Annotated in this window: 16 protein-coding genes; 3 read left to right on the top strand and 13 right to left on the bottom strand. The window is 71.2% G+C overall.

The window, feature by feature from the left end:
• Positions 1-7: 7 nt before the first annotated feature.
• From ACSP97_RS01915 to ACSP97_RS01860, 12 genes are all read right to left on the bottom strand, one after another.
• Positions 8-1,003 (bottom strand): carbohydrate kinase family protein, encoded by a 996-nt coding sequence (locus ACSP97_RS01915; RefSeq protein WP_440556160.1) that lies wholly within the window; start codon positions 1,001-1,003, stop codon positions 8-10.
• A 1-nt stretch (position 1,004) separates the two neighbouring features.
• Positions 1,005-2,213 carry a methionine adenosyltransferase gene (gene metK / locus ACSP97_RS01910; protein ID WP_355526604.1) on the bottom strand — a complete coding sequence of 403 codons (1,209 nt, stop codon included), beginning with the start codon at positions 2,211-2,213 and terminating at the stop codon, positions 1,005-1,007.
• 1 nt (position 2,214) lies between these two features.
• The gene (locus tag ACSP97_RS01905) at positions 2,215-2,457 is read right to left on the bottom strand and encodes an acyl carrier protein (RefSeq protein WP_355526602.1); all 243 of its coding nucleotides are present in this window, start codon (positions 2,455-2,457) and stop codon (positions 2,215-2,217) included.
• A 50-nt stretch (positions 2,458-2,507) separates the two neighbouring features.
• Entirely contained in the window at positions 2,508-2,942 is a 435-nt protein-coding gene (gene acpS / locus ACSP97_RS01900; RefSeq protein ID WP_070021862.1) for a holo-ACP synthase, read from the bottom strand.
• A 1-nt stretch (position 2,943) separates the two neighbouring features.
• The gene (locus ACSP97_RS01895; protein WP_355526599.1) at positions 2,944-3,822 is read right to left on the bottom strand and encodes a hypothetical protein; all 879 of its coding nucleotides are present in this window, start codon (positions 3,820-3,822) and stop codon (positions 2,944-2,946) included.
• A gap of 79 nt (positions 3,823-3,901) precedes the next feature.
• A complete protein-coding gene (locus ACSP97_RS01890) occupies positions 3,902-4,792 on the bottom strand; it encodes a diiron oxygenase (RefSeq protein WP_440556159.1) in 891 nt (296 codons plus the stop codon).
• Positions 4,793-4,822: 30 nt separating this feature from the next.
• On the bottom strand, positions 4,823-5,896 hold the full coding sequence (locus ACSP97_RS01885) for a methyltransferase domain-containing protein (RefSeq protein ID WP_391870747.1): 1,074 nt from the start codon (positions 5,894-5,896) through the stop codon (positions 4,823-4,825).
• Positions 5,893-6,723, bottom strand: a complete 831-nt coding sequence (locus ACSP97_RS01880; protein ID WP_355526590.1) for a class I SAM-dependent methyltransferase — start codon at positions 6,721-6,723, stop codon at positions 5,893-5,895. The genes ACSP97_RS01885 and ACSP97_RS01880 overlap by 4 nt, the downstream gene beginning before the upstream one ends.
• Positions 6,724-6,786: 63 nt before the next feature.
• Positions 6,787-7,302: a MaoC family dehydratase gene (locus ACSP97_RS01875; RefSeq protein WP_355526588.1), complete on the bottom strand. Its 516-nt coding sequence runs from the start codon at positions 7,300-7,302 to the stop codon at positions 6,787-6,789.
• 81 nt (positions 7,303-7,383) lie between these two features.
• Entirely contained in the window at positions 7,384-8,556 is a 1,173-nt protein-coding gene (locus ACSP97_RS01870; protein ID WP_358682000.1) for a trans-sulfuration enzyme family protein, read from the bottom strand.
• Positions 8,557-8,710: 154 nt separating this feature from the next.
• A complete protein-coding gene (locus ACSP97_RS01865) occupies positions 8,711-10,150 on the bottom strand; it encodes an MFS transporter (protein ID WP_440556158.1) in 1,440 nt (479 codons plus the stop codon).
• 195 nt (positions 10,151-10,345) lie between these two features.
• Positions 10,346-10,636, bottom strand: a complete 291-nt coding sequence (locus tag ACSP97_RS01860; protein ID WP_355147149.1) for a heavy-metal-associated domain-containing protein — start codon at positions 10,634-10,636, stop codon at positions 10,346-10,348.
• A gap of 197 nt (positions 10,637-10,833) precedes the next feature.
• On the opposite strand from ACSP97_RS01860, the gene ACSP97_RS01855 reads away from it, so the two are divergent.
• Together ACSP97_RS01855 and ACSP97_RS01850 are read left to right on the top strand one after the other, a co-directional pair.
• A complete protein-coding gene (locus tag ACSP97_RS01855) occupies positions 10,834-11,442 on the top strand; it encodes a hypothetical protein (RefSeq protein WP_440556157.1) in 609 nt (202 codons plus the stop codon).
• Between the two features lie 81 nt (positions 11,443-11,523).
• Positions 11,524-13,137, top strand: coding sequence for a multicopper oxidase family protein (locus ACSP97_RS01850; RefSeq protein ID WP_440556156.1), 1,614 nt, complete (start codon positions 11,524-11,526; stop codon positions 13,135-13,137).
• A 54-nt stretch (positions 13,138-13,191) separates the two neighbouring features.
• Here the strand turns inward: ACSP97_RS01850 and icmF are convergent, their stop codons facing one another.
• Complete coding sequence (gene icmF, locus ACSP97_RS01845) at positions 13,192-16,422, bottom strand: fused isobutyryl-CoA mutase/GTPase IcmF (protein WP_440556155.1); 3,231 nt, start codon at positions 16,420-16,422, stop codon at positions 13,192-13,194.
• Between the two features lie 282 nt (positions 16,423-16,704).
• Here icmF and ACSP97_RS01840 point away from each other — a divergent pair, with 282 nt between their 5' ends.
• Complete coding sequence (locus ACSP97_RS01840; protein WP_355147157.1) at positions 16,705-17,853, top strand: acyl-CoA dehydrogenase family protein; 1,149 nt, start codon at positions 16,705-16,707, stop codon at positions 17,851-17,853.
• Positions 17,854-17,882 lie beyond the last annotated feature (29 nt).

The raw sequence follows: 17,882 nt of genomic DNA, 5'->3' as shown, positions 1-17,882 counted from the left end.
GCCGCCGTCACGTCAGCCCCCGCAGGTGCGCCGCGAGGTGCATGGCCAGCTGGGCCGCGCAGCCCACGCCGTAGGTCGTGCGCAACCGCCCGAGCACGATGTCCCGGTACAGCCGGTACTCCTGGGTGCCCACGTAGTCCAGCGCGGTGGCGGCCACGACACAGCCGAGCTGCGCCGCGCAGCGCTCCGGCACACCCCACGCCGTGCCGGCGAGGAAGCCCGCGCGGAACGCGTCGCCGACACCGGTCGGGTCCACCACACCGGGGACCTCGACCGCGGGCACGGTCAGGTCCGGCCGGCCGTCGCGGCGGATGCGGACGCCCGCGGCGCCCTCCGTGGTGACCCAGCGGCCGACGCGGCGCAGCACGTCCGGCACGCCGAGCCCGGTGCGCTCCTGGAGCAGCGCGGTCTCGTACTCGTTGGTGAACAACCAGCGGGCTCCCTCGACGAGTTCGAGCACCTCCTTGCCGCTGAGCCGCGCCAGCTGCTGGGACGGATCGGCGGCGAACGGGATGGCGAGGTCCCGGCAGGCCCGGGTGTGCCGCAGCATGGCCTCCGGGTCGTCGGGCGAGATCATGACCAGTCCGAGCCGCCCCGTGCGCTCGGCGATCGCCCGCAGGTCGATCCTGCGGGCCTCCGTCATCGCGCCGGCGTAGAAGGTGGCGATCTGGTTCTGCGCGCGGTCCGTCGTACAGACGAAACGGGCGGTGTGGTGCTCCTCGCTGACCAGCACGGAGTCGGTGTCGACCCCGTGCTGCTTCAGCCAGACGCGGTAGGGCTCGAAATCGTCGCCCACCGCCCCGACCAGCACCGGCCGCAGGCCGAGCAGCCCGAGGCCGAACGAGATGTTCGCTGCCACGCCGCCACGGCGGATCTCCAGCCGGTCGGCGAGGAAGGACAGGGAGACGCGGTCCAGTCGGTCGGCCAGGAGCTGGTCGGTGAAGCTCCCCGGGAAGGACATCAGGTGGTCGGTGGCGATGGATCCCGTGACAGCGATACGCATCTCAGCCCTCCACGTGGTCGCGCAGCGCGCCGGCCCGGTCGGTCGACTCCCAGGTGAACTCCGGCAGTTCGCGGCCGAAGTGGCCGTACGCGGAGGTCCGTGCGTAGACGGGCCGCAGCAGGTCCAGGTCGCGCACGATCGCCGCCGGACGGAGGTCGAAGACCTCCGTGATCGCGTCCTGGATGCGGTCCACCGGCACGGACTCGGTGCCGAACGTCTCCACGAACAGGCCGACCGGCTCCGCCTTGCCGATGGCGTAGGCGACCTGGACCTCGCAGCGGTGGGCGAGACCGGCGGCGACCACGTTCTTCGCCACCCAGCGCATCGCGTACGCCGCGCTGCGGTCCACCTTGGAGGGGTCCTTGCCGGAGAAGGCGCCGCCGCCGTGCCGGGCCATCCCGCCGTAGGTGTCGATGATGATCTTGCGGCCGGTCAGGCCCGCATCGCCCATCGGTCCGCCGATCTCGAAGCGGCCCGTGGGGTTCACCAGCAGCCGGTAGCCGTCGCTTTCCAGGCCGACCCCCTGCTCGGCGAGCGCTTTGAGCGTCGGCTCCACCACCGACTCCCGGATGTCCGGGGCGAGCAGGCCCTCCAGGCTGATGTCCCCGGCGTGCTGGGAGGAGACGACGACGGTGTCCAGGCGCGCCGGGCGGTCGCCGTCGTACTCGATGGTGACCTGCGTCTTGCCGTCCGGCCGCAGATAGGGACAGCCGCCGTTCTTGCGGACCTCGGTCAGCCGCTCGGCCAGCCGGTGCGCGAGATGGATCGGCAGCGGCATCAGCTCGGGGGTGTCGTCGCAGGCGTAGCCGAACATCAGGCCCTGGTCGCCCGCGCCCTGCCGGGACAGCTCGTCGTCGTCGCCCTCGGCGCGCGCCTCGTAGGCGGCGTCCACGCCCTGCGCGATGTCCGGCGACTGGGCGCCGATCGACACGGAGACCCCGCAGGAGGCGCCGTCGAAGCCCTTGGCGGAGGAGTCGTAGCCGATGTCGAGGATCGTGTCGCGCACCAGCTGGGCGATGGGGGCGTACGCGTGGGTGGTGACCTCGCCGGCGATGTGCACCTGACCGGTGGTGATCAGGGTCTCGACGGCCACCCGGGCGGCCGGGTCCTGGCCGAGGAGCGCGTCCAGGACGGTGTCGCTGATCCGGTCGGCGATCTTGTCGGGATGGCCTTCGGTGACGGACTCGGAGGTGAAGAGCCGCCGGCTCATCTCACTTCACCTCCGCGAGGAAGAAGGCGGCCTCGATGGCGTCGAGGGTGCGCAGGGAGTCGACCTCCAGGGTCTCCATCTCGATGGCGCGGCCGCTGTGCTGCTCGAGGAGGAAGACGAACTCCACGAAGGACAGCGAGTCGATGAGCCGGTTCTCGATCAGGTCGAGGTCGTTCGGGATGTCGTCGCGCTCCGGGTGGCGCTTGAGGATCCAGTCCTTCACCTGCTGCAGGCCGTCGGTCATGGCGGTACTCCTAACGGTGATCGAGGAAGGGTGGGGGCAAAGCGGGCGGCTCACGGCCGGTGCCGGGGATCGCCGAGGACGGGGGCGGCCACGGCCACCGCGTAGTCCACGTCGTGGCTGATGCTCACCGTGATGTCCTGGATGCCGGACTCGGCTGCCATCTCGGCGGCGGTGCGGCGCAGTTCGACCAGGGGCCAGCCGCCGTCGGAGCGGCGCACCACGATGTCGCGCCAGGGCAGGAACCGGCCCCGGACCCGCAGGGTCTTGAACGCCGCTTCCTTGGCCGCGATCCGTCCGCACAGACTGAGCAGATCGAGGCCGCTGGACGTACGGCAGTCGTCGAGTTCGCCGGGGTTCAGCATCCGCTGGAAGAAATCCTCGCCGTGGTCGTCGAGGAGCCGGCGGACGCGCTTGACGGACACGATGTCCATGCCGAGGTTCGCCCAGCCCGGGCCGCCGCCTTGGGCGGTGGGATGGGCAGGCACCTCACACCCCCGGGCCGACCGGCCGGAGTCGGTCGCCTGCCGCGAGCACGGCTTCGGTGGCGGCGGCCCAGGTGCCGTACCGCCGGGTGAGGGCCGACAACCAGCGTTCGAGCCCGAAGGCGACGCAGCTGGTGGAGGCCGGCTCGCCGGTGCCGGCGAGGGTGATGGAGCAGCGGTCGCCGAAGAAGTTGCGGTGGGTGTTGACGGATGCGATCGCGAGATCCTCGAAGAGGAACTCGTGTTTGACGGGGGACAGCCGTTGCAGCAGCGCCTTGGAGCCGCCCTTGTCGTAGAAGGGGTCGGTGGCGGCCTCCCTGCGCAGCGGCAGGTCCAGCGCCCGGGCGAAGGCGGTGATGCGGTCGGTGAAGTCCAGCAGGTGCGCGTCCGCGTGTTCACGGCTGCCGAGGGCGACGATCTCCCGCATGTGGAAGCCGAGTTGACGGCGCAGCCCCTCGTAGCGCTCCTCCTTGCGGAAGCACCAGCCGACCACGGTCACCAGGGTGTCCGCCGCGACCTCGCGGCCCTCGTGGTCGAGGTAGACGGCGTAACAGGAGGCGGAGGGCAGGCCGAGTTCCGCGGGCTGGAGCGAGCTGCACGGGAAGCAGCCCGTCTCGGAGCAGTACTCGCCGCGGCGGTCGACGTCGATCGCGGTGGCGACGACGGCCTGGTGGGGGAAGTTCTCGTAGTAGTCCAGCCGCTTGAGGTCGGCGGCGGGCAGCAGCGGGGGCATGGTCATCGGACGGGCCCCGGCGCTGACGCCCCACTTCTCGAAGGTGTCGTCGAGGAGCCGGAGCAGCGCCGTCTCCTCCGCTCCGAGGGAGGGCAGGCCGCGGCTCACGGCCGGTGAGCGCGGGGGCACGGTGGATATGGTGTCGGGCACGGTGGTGGACCACCTCTCGGTTCGCTGGGCCGGCCGCCCCGCTATCGGCGGGCAGGGCCGGAAGGACGGCCGGTCCGGATCAGAGGGCCGGCAGAGTGTCGTCGGAGAAGATCCCGGTCTTGAGGAAGAAGGCGAGCGGCTTGCGGATGGCCTTGCGCTCCTGGGCGCGCCTGCGCTCGTCGGCGAGCAGGGCGTTGCGCAGCCCCAGCGGGTCCGCGATGCCGGCGTCGCGGTAGACGTGCGGGTTGTAGAGGGAGTTGACGCTGAAGACGACGTAGCGCTTCAGATAGCTCTCCACCTCGCGCAGCCGCTCGGCGCTCACCGCCTCGCGCATGCGGGTGAAGAGCAGCGAAACCAGCTCCCGGCCGAAGGCGATGTGCCGGGACTCGTCCTGGTGGTGCAGGCGGTTGACCTGGCGGATGGTCTCGCAGAGCGAATCGTCCTGCCCCATCCGGGTGTTGTAGTGGTCCACCAGCTCCTCGAAGAACAGGATGCGGGCGAAGACGAGGAAGTTCTCGACCTCGCTCTCCCAGGTGGAGTCGGCGCTCATCGTCATCGACGAGTAGATCTTGCCGCCGTAGCGTCGGCAGAACTCGGAGAAAAACCACATGTGTTCGTTCTCCTCGCCGATGAAGTGGTGGAAGAAGTCGGAGGGCACCTCGAAGCCCGGCATGTGGATGCGGCCCACGACCTCGATGAGCAGTTCGCGGATGCCGTGCACGTTCAGGCTGTAGAAGTTGACGGACTCCCACTTGGACAGCCGCTTGAGGGTGTCCTCGTCCAGCCGGTCGTAGTGCTCGGTGCCGTAGACGGTGAGCAGGTCGGGACTCGTCCACATGCGGTTCTCGTCCAGCGTCTGCGGCCAGGCGAACCGCTGGTAGGGGTTGTAGTAGTCCTCGATGGACTTCTCACTGAGCCGTTCGAGGATCTCCAGGAAACGGTCGTTGACGGGAAGGGCCGTGGCGGCCATGGTTTCTCCTGTCCGAGTGCGGGGGCCGGGTCAGGGACGGACCTCGTAGACGGCGTTCACCGGCGTCTGGGTCGCCCGCCGCCAGCGGGTGAAGCCCGCCTCCTCGGCGATGGCGCGGAACGCCTTCTCGCCGGAGTGGTTGCCGAGTGCGTGCGGGCCGCGCTGCGCGAGGGCGACCGGCAGGCACATCACGGCGGACAGCGCCATGAACATGCGCGCCGGCGGAGTGTGGGTGTCGATGTCGGAGGGGGAGACGTTCGACTCGACCAGCATCCACGTGCCGTCCGCGTCCAGCGACTTGTGGACGTGCTGGGCCGCGGCCACCGGATCACCCATGTCGTGCAGGCAGTTGAAGAAGGTGACCAGGTCGTAGCCGCCGCCGGGGAAATCGTCGGCGGACGCGGTCTCGAAGACGACACGGTCGCTCAGGCCTTCGTCCTCGGCGAGCTGCCGGGCGATGGCGATGGCCTCCTCCGAGTAGTCGAAGCCGTACACCCGGGCGTCGGGGAAGGCGCGGGCGATCAGCCGGGTGGTGTGGCCCACGCCGCAGCCGACGTCCGCCGCCGTGCCGCCGGCCGCCAGCTTGTCGCTCACCTCGTGCAGCGCCGGGATCCAGTCGGTCAGCAGCCGGTGCTGGTAGGTCGGCTGGAAGAAGCTGCCCATGCCGGTGTCGAGCGCCGGGTCGTGCTCGGCCCAGCCGACGCCCTCGCCGCTGCGGTAGGCGTCGAGGAGCAGGTCCTCGGTGGCGTACAGCGCCTTGAGCGCGGTGAAGAAGCCCGCCGCGTAGGTGGGCGACGGGGGCTGCGCGAGGACGGCGGCGTGCTCTGCGGGCAGGGTGTACTTGTCGGAGGACGGGTGGCGCTCCACATAGCCGGCGCTGAGCTGCGCGTGCAGCCACTCCTCGGCGTAGCGCGGCGCGATGCCGGCGCGCTCGGCCAGTTCGGCGGGGGTGAGCGGGCCCTGTTCGGCGAGCACGCGGTACAGGCCGAGCCGCTCGCCGAGGGAGACGGTCAGACCGCGTACGGCGGCCGCCGCGTCGTCGATGACGCGCTGGTGGAAGGCGGCCGCGGGCCCGGTGGCCCCGGGACCGGTCGGATAGGTCATGACGTGATCTCGTCTCGGGTCGCCGTGAACAGGAAGGAACGGGGCACGCGGGGGGTCTCGCGGGGCGGCACCGGGTACGGCCAGCGGCCGAAGTCGGCGCCCTCCTCGCCCGGTTGGCGCACCTCCTGGACGGTCCAGCCGCAGGAGACGAGCAGCTGCTCCGGTTCCTCGGTGCCGAACAGCCACGGGTTGCCGTCCTCTTCGAGGGCCTTCATGAAGGGCCGGGACAGCGGATTGCGCAGAGCGGCCTCGCTGATGACGTCGCCGAGCAGCACGGAGGACGGCGCGCTGTGCTGCCACAGGGTGGCGAGCAGGGTGCGCACGGCGCTCTCCGGCAGGAAGAACAGCAGTCCCTCGACCACCCACAGCGTGGGCCGCTCCGCCTGCCAGCCCGCCTCCTTGAGGGCGCCGGTCCAGTCCTCGCGCAGATCGACGGCGACGGTGCGGCGCTCGCGGCCGGCCGGTTCGGGCTCGTCGGCGAGCAGCGCGGCCTTGGCCTCCAGCAGCGCGGGACGGTCGAGCTCGTACAGGGTGATGCCGTCGGGCCAGTCGAGGCGGTAGTAGCGGGTGTCCATGCCGGCCGCGAGGAACACGACCTGGCGCAGCCCGCGTTCGCGCACCGCGCGCTCGATGGCGCGGTCCAGATAGGTGGTGCGGATGGCGAGGAACGGTACGGTGCCCGCGCCCGCGTAGCGTTCCAGCAGCTCGAAGCCGGTGGTGCCGGCGACGGTTCGGGCGTGGGGATCGGCGAACAGCCGGTCCTCGCGGTCGGTCTCCAGGGCCCGCGCGGCGGCGGTCCACTGGGCGGTGCGGGATACGGCCTCCACGGGAGGTCTCCCTTCGGGGCAGCGCTTCGTCGGTCGAAGCGGTGGGTGTGCAGACGGCCGTGCTCAGCGCTGTCGGGCACAGCAGGCGACCGGGTCCTGCGCCGCCGACATCGACGACGGGGTCGCGGCGCGGGAGTCGGCGGGACGCCGCCGGAAGATGCTGTGCAGGATCATGCTGAACACGACCGTCCCGTCGGCGGCCACCAGCTCGCACCGGGGCTGGACGATGCCGGTGGCGGGGTTGCCCAGCGAGGGGCGCGATCCGAGGATCTCGACCCGCGCGGTGAGGACGTCGCCCGGGCGGACCGGCCGGCGGTACCGGACCTCGTCGATGCCAGGGGAGCCGGCGCAGGCGCTGTAGGCGAGCAGGCCGTCGACGTAGCGCCGCATGAAGAGCGCCGAGGTGTGGAATCCACTGGCGATCAGCCCCCCGAACGGCGACTGCTTCGCCCGCTCGGGATCGATGTGGAAGGGCTGCGGGTCGTAGCGCCGGGCGAACTCGAGCACCTCCTCCTCGGTGACGGTGACCGTGCCGAGCTCGTGGATGTCACCGGTGCGGAAGTCCTCGAAGTAACGCATGAAGCCCCCTCTGGGCCGAAGAGCCGGTTCTCTGGGCTTCACTCAATCTACGAATCGGCCTTTTATTTTGTCAACCAAAATCTATGACTCGATCAAGGCTTCGGCGATGTCCGCCCACAGGTCCTCCGGGTGCTCGATGCCGACCGACATCCGCACGGTGCCCGCGCCGATGCCGGCGGCCGCCAGCGCCGCGTCGTCCAGCTCCCGGTGGGAGGTGGACGCGGGGTGCGCGACCAGCGTCTCCACGCCGCCCAGCGACAGCGCCAGCCGGGCGATCCGCACCCGTTCGATGAACGCCTGCCCCGCCTGCCGCCCGCCGGTGAGCTCGAACGAGACCATGCCGCCGCCCCCGTCCAGGAGCGCCCGCGCGCGGTCGTGGGAGGGGTGGTCCGGCAGGAACGGCCAGTGCACGGCGGCGACTCGGTCGTGTCCGGCGAGGCGGTGGGCCAGCACCTCCGCGCCGGCGCAGTGCTGGCGCATGCGCAACGGCAGCGTCGGCAGGCCGCGCAGGGTCAGCCAGGCCGCGAACGGGTCGGCGCACGCGCCCAGTTCCACGGTCCTGGGCCACACCCGGTCCCGCAGCGCCTCGTCGGCGAAGACGGCGACCCCGCCCAGCACGTCGGAGTGCCCGGCCAGGTACTTGGTCGTGGAGTGCACCACCACGTCGGCGCCGTGCTCGATCGGGCGGCACAGCACCGGCGAGGCCAGCGAGTTGTCCACCACGCCGGTCACCCCGTGCCGCCGCGCCTCGGCCAGCAGACCCCCGAGGTCGGGCACCCGGCCCGTGGGGTTGGCGATGGTCTCCAGGTGCAGCAGCCGGGTGGTGGGGCGGACCAACTCGGCGAAGTCGGCCGGGTCGTCGCCGCTGATGTGGTCCACCTCGACGCCGAAGCGCCGGGCGAGGTCCGTGAGCACGGAGTAGGTGCCGCCGTACAGGCACTGTCCGGCGATCACATGGTCACCGGGCCGCAGCAGCGCCAGCAGGACGCCGCTGATCGCGCCCATCCCGGAGGCGAACGCGATCGCGGCGGCCCCGCCCTCCAGCGCGGCGAGCGTCCGCTCCAGGGCCCGCACGGTGGGGTTGCCCCGCCGGGAGTAGACGTACGCCCCGTCCGGCCCGCCCATGGCCTGCGCCAGCTCGGCGGCGGACTCGAAGGCGAAGGCCGAGGACTGCACGATCGGCACGCTGAGCGGCCGGCCGCCGGTCGCCGGGGAATCCTGGTGCACCTGTACGGCGCGGGTCTGTATGTCCATCGCGGTGCTCCTCCGTCCACGGGACAGGGCCGTCCGTTCCGGTTGCCCGAAACCGAACGGCCCGTCGAGGGGTTTGTCGTCCAGCTGGCTGGTCGTCCAGGGGGACGGCGGTGCCGGCGGTCTCCGCGGTGCCGGTCCGCCGGATGAATGCCCGTCAGACACCGGCCCGTTCGCCGGTCGCCTCCTGTGCGGCGCCGGCCTGTGCCGCGGCCGCCTTCTCGCTGCGCATGGACAGGAGGGTGGTCAGTCCGCCCACGGCGGCGATCGCCGCGGCCCACATGAAGGCCGCGCTGAAGCCGTCGGTGAGGGCGGGCAGGTTGCCCAGCTTGCCGGCGCCCGCGGAGGTGGCCACGGCGGTCAGTGCCGCGAGCCCGAGCGCGGAACCCACCTGGTAGGTGGTGTTGACGATGCCGGAGGCCAGACCCGCCTGCTCCGGCGGCGCACCGGACATCGCGGCCATCATCGCCGGGATGTAGGCGAGCGACATGCCGAGGGCCGCGACCAGCGACGCGGGCAGGACGTCGACCACGAAGGTGCCCGTCGGCTGGACCTGGGACAGCCACACCAGACCCGCCGCGAGGACCAGCAGGCCGCCGCCGATCAACGGCTTGGCCCCGAACTTGGCCATCAGCCGGGCGGTGATGGCCGTCATGAAGATCATCAGCAGCACGGTCATCGGCAGCAGCGCGGCACCGGAGGCGAACGCCCCGTAGCCCAGGACCTGCTGGAGGTACAGGTTGAGGAAGTACCACATCGGGATCCACGCGGCGCCGAGCAGCGCCATCGCCAGGTTCGCCGAACCCAGGCGCGGCACCCGCCAGATGCCGAGCGGCATCAGCGGCTCGCGCACCGTCTTCTGGATCACGAGGAACAGGGCGAGCAGCGCGACGGCGTGGGCCAGCTCCAGCACGGTGCCGGTCGAGGACCAGCCGACCTCCGGGGCGCGGACGACGGCGAACACGGCGAGCGCCAGACCGGCGGTGACGGAGACGGCGCCGAGCACGTCCACCCCGCCGCGCCGGCCGCCGACGGCGGGCAGCAGCTTGGCGGCCGCGAGCGTGGCCAGGCCGATCGGGATGTAGATGATGAACACCCAGGGCCAGCTCAGCCACTGGGTGAACACACCGCCCATGAAGACGCCGGCGGTGCCGCCCGCGGGGGCCGCGGCGCCGTAGAGCGCCATGGCCTTGCCCAGCTCCTTGGGGTCGTGGGCGAACAGCATCATCAGCAGGGTCATGGCCGAGGGCGCGATCAGCGCGCCGCCCACGCCCTGGACCGCGCGGCCGACGACCTCGACGGACGCGCTCTGCGCGGCGGCGGCCACGATCGAGCCCGCGACCAGCACCGTCCAGCCGGTGACGAACACCTTGCGGGCTCCGAGCAGGTCGGACAAACGGCCGCCGAGCAGCAGCAGACCGCCGAAGGCGATGACGTAGGCGTTGAAGACCCACTGCAACTCGCCCTGCGAGAAGCCGAGGTCCTTCTGCATCTCGGGAAGCGCCACCCCGATGATCGACGTGTCCATGATGACCATGAACTGCGCGGCGGCGAGCACGACCAGTGCCCACCAGCGCCTGGGATTGACGGCTGACATGACTCCACCCTTCTTACGTATACCCCTGGGGGGTACTTGTGCGGTGCACCGTAGCATACCCGTGGGGGGTATGTAAGAGAGTGAACTCATCGACTCCGAACGGCAGTTGCGGGCCCCGGAAAGGCGAAAACCCCTCCGTCCCCGAGGGGGTGGAGGGGTTTTCGTCCGGGGTGCGGCGCCCGGCGCCGCGCGGACTCAGACGGTGCCGACCAGCTCGTAGCCCGCCTCGTCCACGGCGGCGCGGACGGCCTCCTCGTCGAGCGGGGCGGCGGAGGTGACCGTCACCTCGCCCTTGTCGGCGACGGCCGTGACCGCGGTGACGCCGTCCAGAGCGGAGATCTCCTTGGAGACGGCGGACTCGCAGTGGCCGCAGGTCATGCCGGAGACCTTGTACACGGTGGTGACGCCGCTGCCGTGGACCTGGACGTCGGTCGCCGTCCCGGTACCGCAGGAGCCGCAGCAGGAGCCGGAGTTCTGTTCGGTCATGGCCACTTCCTCGGGTGAGAGCATGGTTCGGTCCGCGGGAGGGGTGGTGCACCGGCCCTCCCGACACTCGAACGATATACCCCCCAGGGGTACTTGGTCATCTGATCGTCCGTGGGTGGGGGCCGGGTGGGCGCCGTACCCCTCGGGGGTATAGTGAGGGACCTGGCGGACCCAGTGGAGCGGGAAGGAGGCGGCGCGTGACCTGTCGGCGGACCATCGCCCGGGGTGGCGTACCGCGCCGTGCCCGGGCCGCCGTGCTGACGCTGCTCGCCGCGCTTGCCGTCCTGGTCCACCACGACATGAGCGGCACGCCGGCCATGTCCGCCACCGCCGTCATGAGCGCGATGCCCGGGGCGACCCACGGCGCGCCGTACGGCAGCGCCGCGCACGCGGCCGACGGGTGCGGGCACACCACGACCGGGAAAGCCGCGGCCGGACCTGCCATGGCCGACGATGCGATCGCCGGGCCCGACAAGGGCGACCACGTCATGTCCGGGCAGGTCATGTCCGCGCGCGGCACGCCCGGGTGCGCCATGGCCGGGCCCGGCACGGTCCGGCGCGGCGCGACCGCCCAGGCCGTGACCTCCGGTCTGGAGCACGACGCCGACGGCGCCTGTTCCGGCCCCGGAATGCAGCACTGCACCTCCGGCGCCGTCGGCTCACCGCAACTGCTCGCGCCCCCGGCCGCCGCGCCCCACGCCGTACCGAGCGTCCCCGCGCGGGGCGTGCTCGCCGGACTCGGCCTGCCGGGCCACCCGCACCGCGCGCCGCCCGACCTCTCCGTCCTCTCCCGGTTGCTGATCTAGGCCCGTCCGGGCGGCCCGCTCCCGCCCGGGGGCGGATGCCGCACGCGCCAGACCAACGGCAGACCGAAACGAGGCATCCACATGAACAGCATCAACCGTCGCTACGCCCTGCTGGCCGGGCTCGCCGTCGCTGGAGGCGGCGCGCTCGCCGCGTGCGGCAGCGGCTCCGGCGGCGCCCCGGCCCTGGTGAGCCCCGACAGCAAGGTGGTCGCCGCCACCGAACGCGGGCGAAGGACCAGCGGCACGGTCCGCAACGTCACCCTGACCGCCGCACCGGCCGTGCTCGACCTCGGCGGCAAGGTGACGGCGAAGAGCTGGGCCTACGGCGGCCACGCCCCCGGCAAGGAGATCCGGCTCACGGCCGGCGACACCCTCGCCGCCGAACTGTCCAACCAACTGCCGGGCGGCACCACCACCTCCGTCCACTGGCACGGAATCGCCCTGCGCGCCGACATGGACGGCGTGCCCCCGGTCACCCAGGCCGCCGTCCGGGCCGGCCGCAACTTCACCTACCGGTTCGTCGCCGAAACCCCCGGCACCTACTTCTTCCACCCGCACGTCGGCGTCCAGCTCGACCGCGGACTGCACGCTCCGCTGATCGTGGAGGACCCGAAGGAACCGCTGTCGTACGACGACGAGTGGGTGGTCGTCCTGGACGACTGGGTCGATGGTGTCACCGGCACCCCCGACGAGGTCCTCGCCGAACTGAGCCGGGGGATGGGCGGCATGGGGACGGGCGGCTCCGGCCACGGCGGCTCCTCCGGCCACGACATGGGCGACATGGGCGGGATGGACATGGGCGACATGGACATGAGCGGCGGCTCGGACGACGGTGGCGGCTCCGGCGGCATGTCGATGAAGTTCATGCTCATGGGCGCGCGCAGCGATCTGCTCGGCGGCGACGCCGGCGACGTCAAGTACCCGTACCACCTGGTCAACGGCCGGGTGCCGACCGACCCCGACGTCTACACCGGCAAGCCCGGCAAGCGGGTGCGGCTGCGCATCGTCAACGCGGGCGGCGACACGGCGTACCGCGTCGCGCTCGGCGGGCACAAGCTGACCATCACCCACACCGACGGCTACCCGGTCGCCCACCAGCAGGTGGACGCCCTGCTGGTGGGCATGGGGGAGCGCTACGACGTCCTGGTCACGCTCGCCGACGGGGTCTTCCCGCTGGTCGCCCTCGCCGAGGGCAAGAAGGCGAGCGGCATGGCGCTGGTGCGCACCGGTTCCGGGACCGCGCCCAAGCCCACCGTCCGCCCGGCGGAACTGACCGGCATGATCATGAACGCCGCCCGGCTGACGGCGGCCGACGAGGTCCGCCTGGACACGAGGAAGACCGACCGCGTCCACCGCGTCGAACTCACCGGCGGCATGGCCGAGTACGACTGGGGCATCAACGGCAAGCGGTACGACATGAAGCACCCCACCGCCCACCCGCTCACGGTCGAGCAGGGTCAGCGGGTCCGGCTGGACTTCGTCAACAAGACGGACATGTGGCACCCGATGCATCTGCACGGCCACACCTACCAGCTCGGCACCGACGGCCCCCGCAAGGACACCACCATCGTGCTGCCCGGGCGCACCGTGTCGGTGTACTTCGACGCGGACAACCCGGGCCGCTGGATGCTGCACTGCCACAACGCCTACCACGGCGAGGCGGGCATGATGACGCTGCTCGCCTACGAGGCCTGACGGCCCGCAGGGGGGAGCGGGCCGGCCCGCTCCCCCCTGCGCCGCCCGCCGACGTCAGACGTTGCGCCGGTACTGGCCGCCCACCTCGAAGAACGCCTCGGTGATCTGCTGGAGCGTGCAGACCCGCGCCGCGTCCATCAGCACGGCGAAGACGTTGTCGCCGTCGACCGCCGCCGCCTTGAGCGCGGCCAGGGCGGCGTGCGCCTCCTGCCGGTGGTGGCCCTGGAAATCGCGCACCCGGGTCAGCTGGGAGCGCTTCTCCTCCTCGGTGGCGCGGGCCAGCTCGATGGCACCGGGCTCGGCCTCGTCCGCGTGCGGGTTGCGGAAGGTGTTGACGCCGATGATGGGCAGCGTGCCGTCGTGCTTGCGCTGCTCGTAGAGCATCGACTCGTCCTGGATGCGGCCGCGCTGGTAGCCGGTCTCCATGGCGCCGAGCACGCCCCCGCGCTCGCTGATCCGCTCGAACTCCCGGAGCACCGCCTCCTCGACCAGATCGGTCAGCTCGTCGATGATGAACGACCCCTGGAGCGGGTTCTCGTTCATCGCCAGGCCCCACTCCCGGTTGATGATCAGCTGGATGGCCAGCGCCCGGCGCACCGACTCCTCGGTGGGCGTGGTGACCGCCTCGTCGTAGGCGTTGGTGTGCAGGCTGTTGCAGTTGTCGTAGATGGCGATGAGCGCCTGCAGCGTGGTGCGGATGTCGTTGAAGTCCATCTCCTGGGCGTGCAGCGAGCGGCCCGAGGTCTGGACGTGGTACTTCAGCTTCTGGGAACGCTCGTTGGCGCCGTACTTCTCCTTCATCGCGACCGCCCAGATGCGGCGGGCCACCCGGCCGAGCACCGAGTACTCGGGGTCCATGCCGTTGGAGAAGAAGAACGACAGGTTCGGGGCGAAGTCGTCCACGTCCATGCCGCGCGCCAGGTACGCCTCGACGTAGGTGAAGCCGTTGGCCAGGGTGAAGGCCAACTGGCTGATCGGGTTCGCGCCCGCTTCGGCGATGTGGTAGCCGGAGATGGACACCGAGTAGAAGTTGCGGACCTTGTTGGCGATGAACCACTCCTGGATGTCGGCCATCATCCGCAGCGAGAACTCCGTGGAGAACAGGCAGGTGTTCTGGCCCTGGTCCTCCTTGAGGATGTCGGCCTGCACCGTGCCGCGCACGTTCGCCAGCGCGTGCGCGCGCAGTTCGGCCGCCTCCTGCGCCGACGGGTCGCGGCCCTCGGCCTCGCGGAACCGCTCGATCTGCTGGTCGATCGCGGTGTTCAGGAAGAACGCCAGCACGGTGGGGGCCGGGCCGTTGATCGTCATGGAGACCGAGGTCGTCGGCGCGATCAAGTCGAAGCCGTCGTACAGCGCCTTCATGTCGTCCAGGTGCGCCACCGAGACACCGGAGGTGCCGACCTTGCCGTAGATGTCGGGGCGCTCGTCGGGGTCGCGGCCGTAGAGGGTGACCGAGTCGAAGGCGGTGGACAGCCGGGTGGCCGGCTGGCCCTCCGAGAGCAGCTTGAAGCGCCGGTTGGTGCGGAACGGGTCGCCCTCCCCGGCGAACATCCGCGCCGGGTCCTCGCCGTCCCGCTTGAAGGGGAACACCCCGGCGGTGAACGGGAAGTGGCCCGGCAGGTTCTCCCGCCGCCAGAACCGCACCAGCTCGCCGTGGTCGGTGAAGCGGGGCAGCGCCACCCGGGGGATCTTGTTGCCGGAGAGGGACTCGCGGGTCAGCTTGGTGTGGATCTCCCGGTCGCGGATCTTCACGACCTGCTCGTCGCCGGAGTACGACGCCACGACGGCGGGCCAGTTCTCGATCTGCTCGGTGACCTCGTGCGGGAGCCGCTTGAGCGCGTCCTCGAGCAGCGCCTCCACATTGCCGGCGTCCGACCCGGCCGCGGCGAGTTCACCCTTGACCGCGTCCAGCCGCTGTACCCGGCGGGCCGCCTCGGCGAGCTCCTCGGTCCGGGCGTGGTAGGCGCGGACCGTCTCGGTGATCTCGGCGAGGTAGCGCACCCGGTCGGCGGGCACCACCTGGCGGATGCCGGAGGAGTGCCGCACGGTGACGGGCGCCAGGGTGCCCTCGTCCAGGGACAGCCCCTTCTCGCCCAGGGCCGTCTTCAGGTGCTGGAAGAGCGCGGTGACCCCGTCGTCGTTGAACGTCGCGGCCGAGGTGCCGTACACCGGCATGTCCTCGGGCTTCTTGTCGAACGCCTCGCGGTTGCGCACCAGTTGGCGGCTCACGTCGCGCAGCGCGTCCTTGGCGCCGCGCCGCTCGAACTTGTTGACCGCGACCACGTCGGCGAAGTCGAGCATGTCGATCTTCTCCAGCTGGGAGGCGGCGCCGAACTCCGGCGTCATCACGTACAGCGAGGTGTCGACGAACGGCACGATCGCCGCGTCGCCCTGGCCGATGCCCGGCGTCTCCACGATCACCAGGTCGAACCCGGCGGCCTTGACCACGTCGATCACCTCGGAGAGGTGCTCCGGCAGCTCATGGCTGCCGCGCGTGGCCAGGCTGCGGAAGAACACCCGGTTGCCGTCCAGGGAGTTCATCCGGATCCGGTCGCCGAGCAGCGCGCCGCCGCCGCGCCGGCGGGTCGGGTCGACCGCGATCACCGCGATACGCAGCTTGTCCTGCTGGTCCACCCGGAAGCGCCGCACCAGCTCGTCGGTCAGCGAGGACTTGCCGGAGCCGCCGGTGCCGGTGATGCCGAGCACCGGCACCACCCGGGACGCCGCCGCGGCCCGCAGCCGCTCCAGGAACTCCGAGGGCAGCGCGCCGAGTTCCGCGCCCGTGATGGCACGGGCGATCGCGAACCGGTCCCCGGCCAGCACGGCCGCGGCGTCGGCGGGCTTGCCCTCCCACAGGTCGAAGTCGCAGTCCCGCACCACCGAGTTGATCATCCCGGCGAGGCCCATCCGCTGCCCGTCCTCGGGGGAGAAGATGGTCACCCCGCTGCCGCGCAGCCGGGCGATCTCCTCGGGCACGATCACGCCGCCCCCGCCGCCCACCACGCGGATGTGCTCCGCGCCCCGCTCGCGCAGCGACTCGACCAGGTACTCGAAGTACTCGACATGGCCGCCCTGGTAGGAGGAGACCGCCACGCCGTGCGCGTCCTCCTCCAGCGCCGCGTTCACGACCTCCTGCACCGAGCGGTTGTGCCCCAGGTGGATCACCTCGGCGCCCTGGGCCTGGAAGATCCGCCGCATGATGTTGATCGACGCGTCGTGCCCGTCGAACAGAGCCGATGCGGTGACGAGGCGGACGGGGTGCACGGGTCGGTGCAGATCGCTCATCGGGGGCCTTCCCAGACAGGTCGACGGGACGCGTATCAGAGAAATACTAGGACGTCCTAGTAAAGCGCAGAAGGCGCGGGGGGTGTGACCAGGGGCACAGCGGCGCCCGTCTCTTGTGAATCCTGATCAGTGGGATGACTGGCATGTGGCGTCCGCCAATCACGCCTCACCCGCCGTCACTTCACCACTTCCGCGGCAAGTGAATCCCGAGTAGTCTCCGCTGTCGCATTCGGCCGTACGGCGGCAGCGCCCCGGATCTCGACGACTCTGAGAAAGCTGATCATGAAGCGAACCCTTTTCGAAGCCGAGCACGAGGACTACCGGGAGAGCGTGCGGGCCTTCATCGCCAAGCACGTCGTGCCGCACTACGCGGACTGGGACAAGGCGGGCATCGTGCCCCGTGAGCTGTTCACCGGTCTCGGGGCCCTCGGCGCGCTGGGCATCGCCGTGCCCGAGGAGTTCGGCGGCGGGGGCATCCACGACTTCCGCTACAACACGATCCTGCACGAGGAGGGCGCCAGGGCGGCGGCCATCCCGGCGATCCTCGGGCCCACCCTGCACGCGGACGTGTGCCTGCCCTACTTCCTCGACCAGACCGACGACGAGCAGAAGGCCCGCTGGCTGCCCGGCATCGCCTCCGGCGAGCTGATCACGGCGGTCGCCATGACCGAGCCCGGCACCGGCTCCGACCTGTCCGGCATCCGCACCAAGGCCGTCCGCGACGGCGACCACTACGTCCTCGACGGCGCGAAGACGTTCATCACCAACGGCATCAACGCCGACCTGGTGGTCGTCGCCGTCCGCACCGGCGAGCACCCGCACCGCGGGCTCAGCCTGATCGTGGTCGAGCGCGGCACCCCCGGGTTCGAGCGCGGCCGCAAGCTGGAGAAGGTCGGTCTGCACGCCCAGGACACCGCCGAACTCGTTTTCGACGGCGCCCGGGTCCCGGCCGCCAACCTGCTCGGCGCGGAGGGCGAGGGCTTCTTCGCGCTGACCCGGAACCTCGCGCAGGAGCGCATGTCGGTCGCCATCGCCGGTCTGGCGCAGGCGTCGGCCGCCTTCGACTGGACCGTGGAGTACGTCCGCGAGCGCAAGGCCTTCGGCAAGCCGATCGGCTCCCTCCAGGTGATCCGGCACCGGCTCGCCGAGCTGTCCACCGAGATCGAGGTGGCCCAGCACTACCTCGACCGCTGCGTACTGGCCCTCAACTCGCGCGAGTTGACGGTGGTCGACGCGGCCAAGGCCAAGTGGTGGTGCACCGAGCTCCAGGGCAGGGTCATGGACGCCTGCGTCCAACTGCACGGCGGGTACGGTTACATGCTGGAGTACCCGATCGCCCGTGCCTGGCAGGACAGCCGGGTGAGCCGGATCTACGCGGGCACGACCGAGATCATGAAGGAGATCATCGGGCGTTCGCTCGAACTCGGATGAGGGGACCGTCCGGGGCGGAGACGGGGCGA

The sequence above is a fragment of the Streptomyces sp. SCPE 10 genome, from assembly GCF_051980735.1.
Taxonomy (GTDB): Bacteria; Actinomycetota; Actinomycetes; order Streptomycetales; family Streptomycetaceae; genus Streptomyces; species Streptomyces misionensis.
The sequence above is the reverse complement of the archived record's forward strand: the minus strand, read 5'-3'. Positions and strand labels throughout refer to the sequence as shown.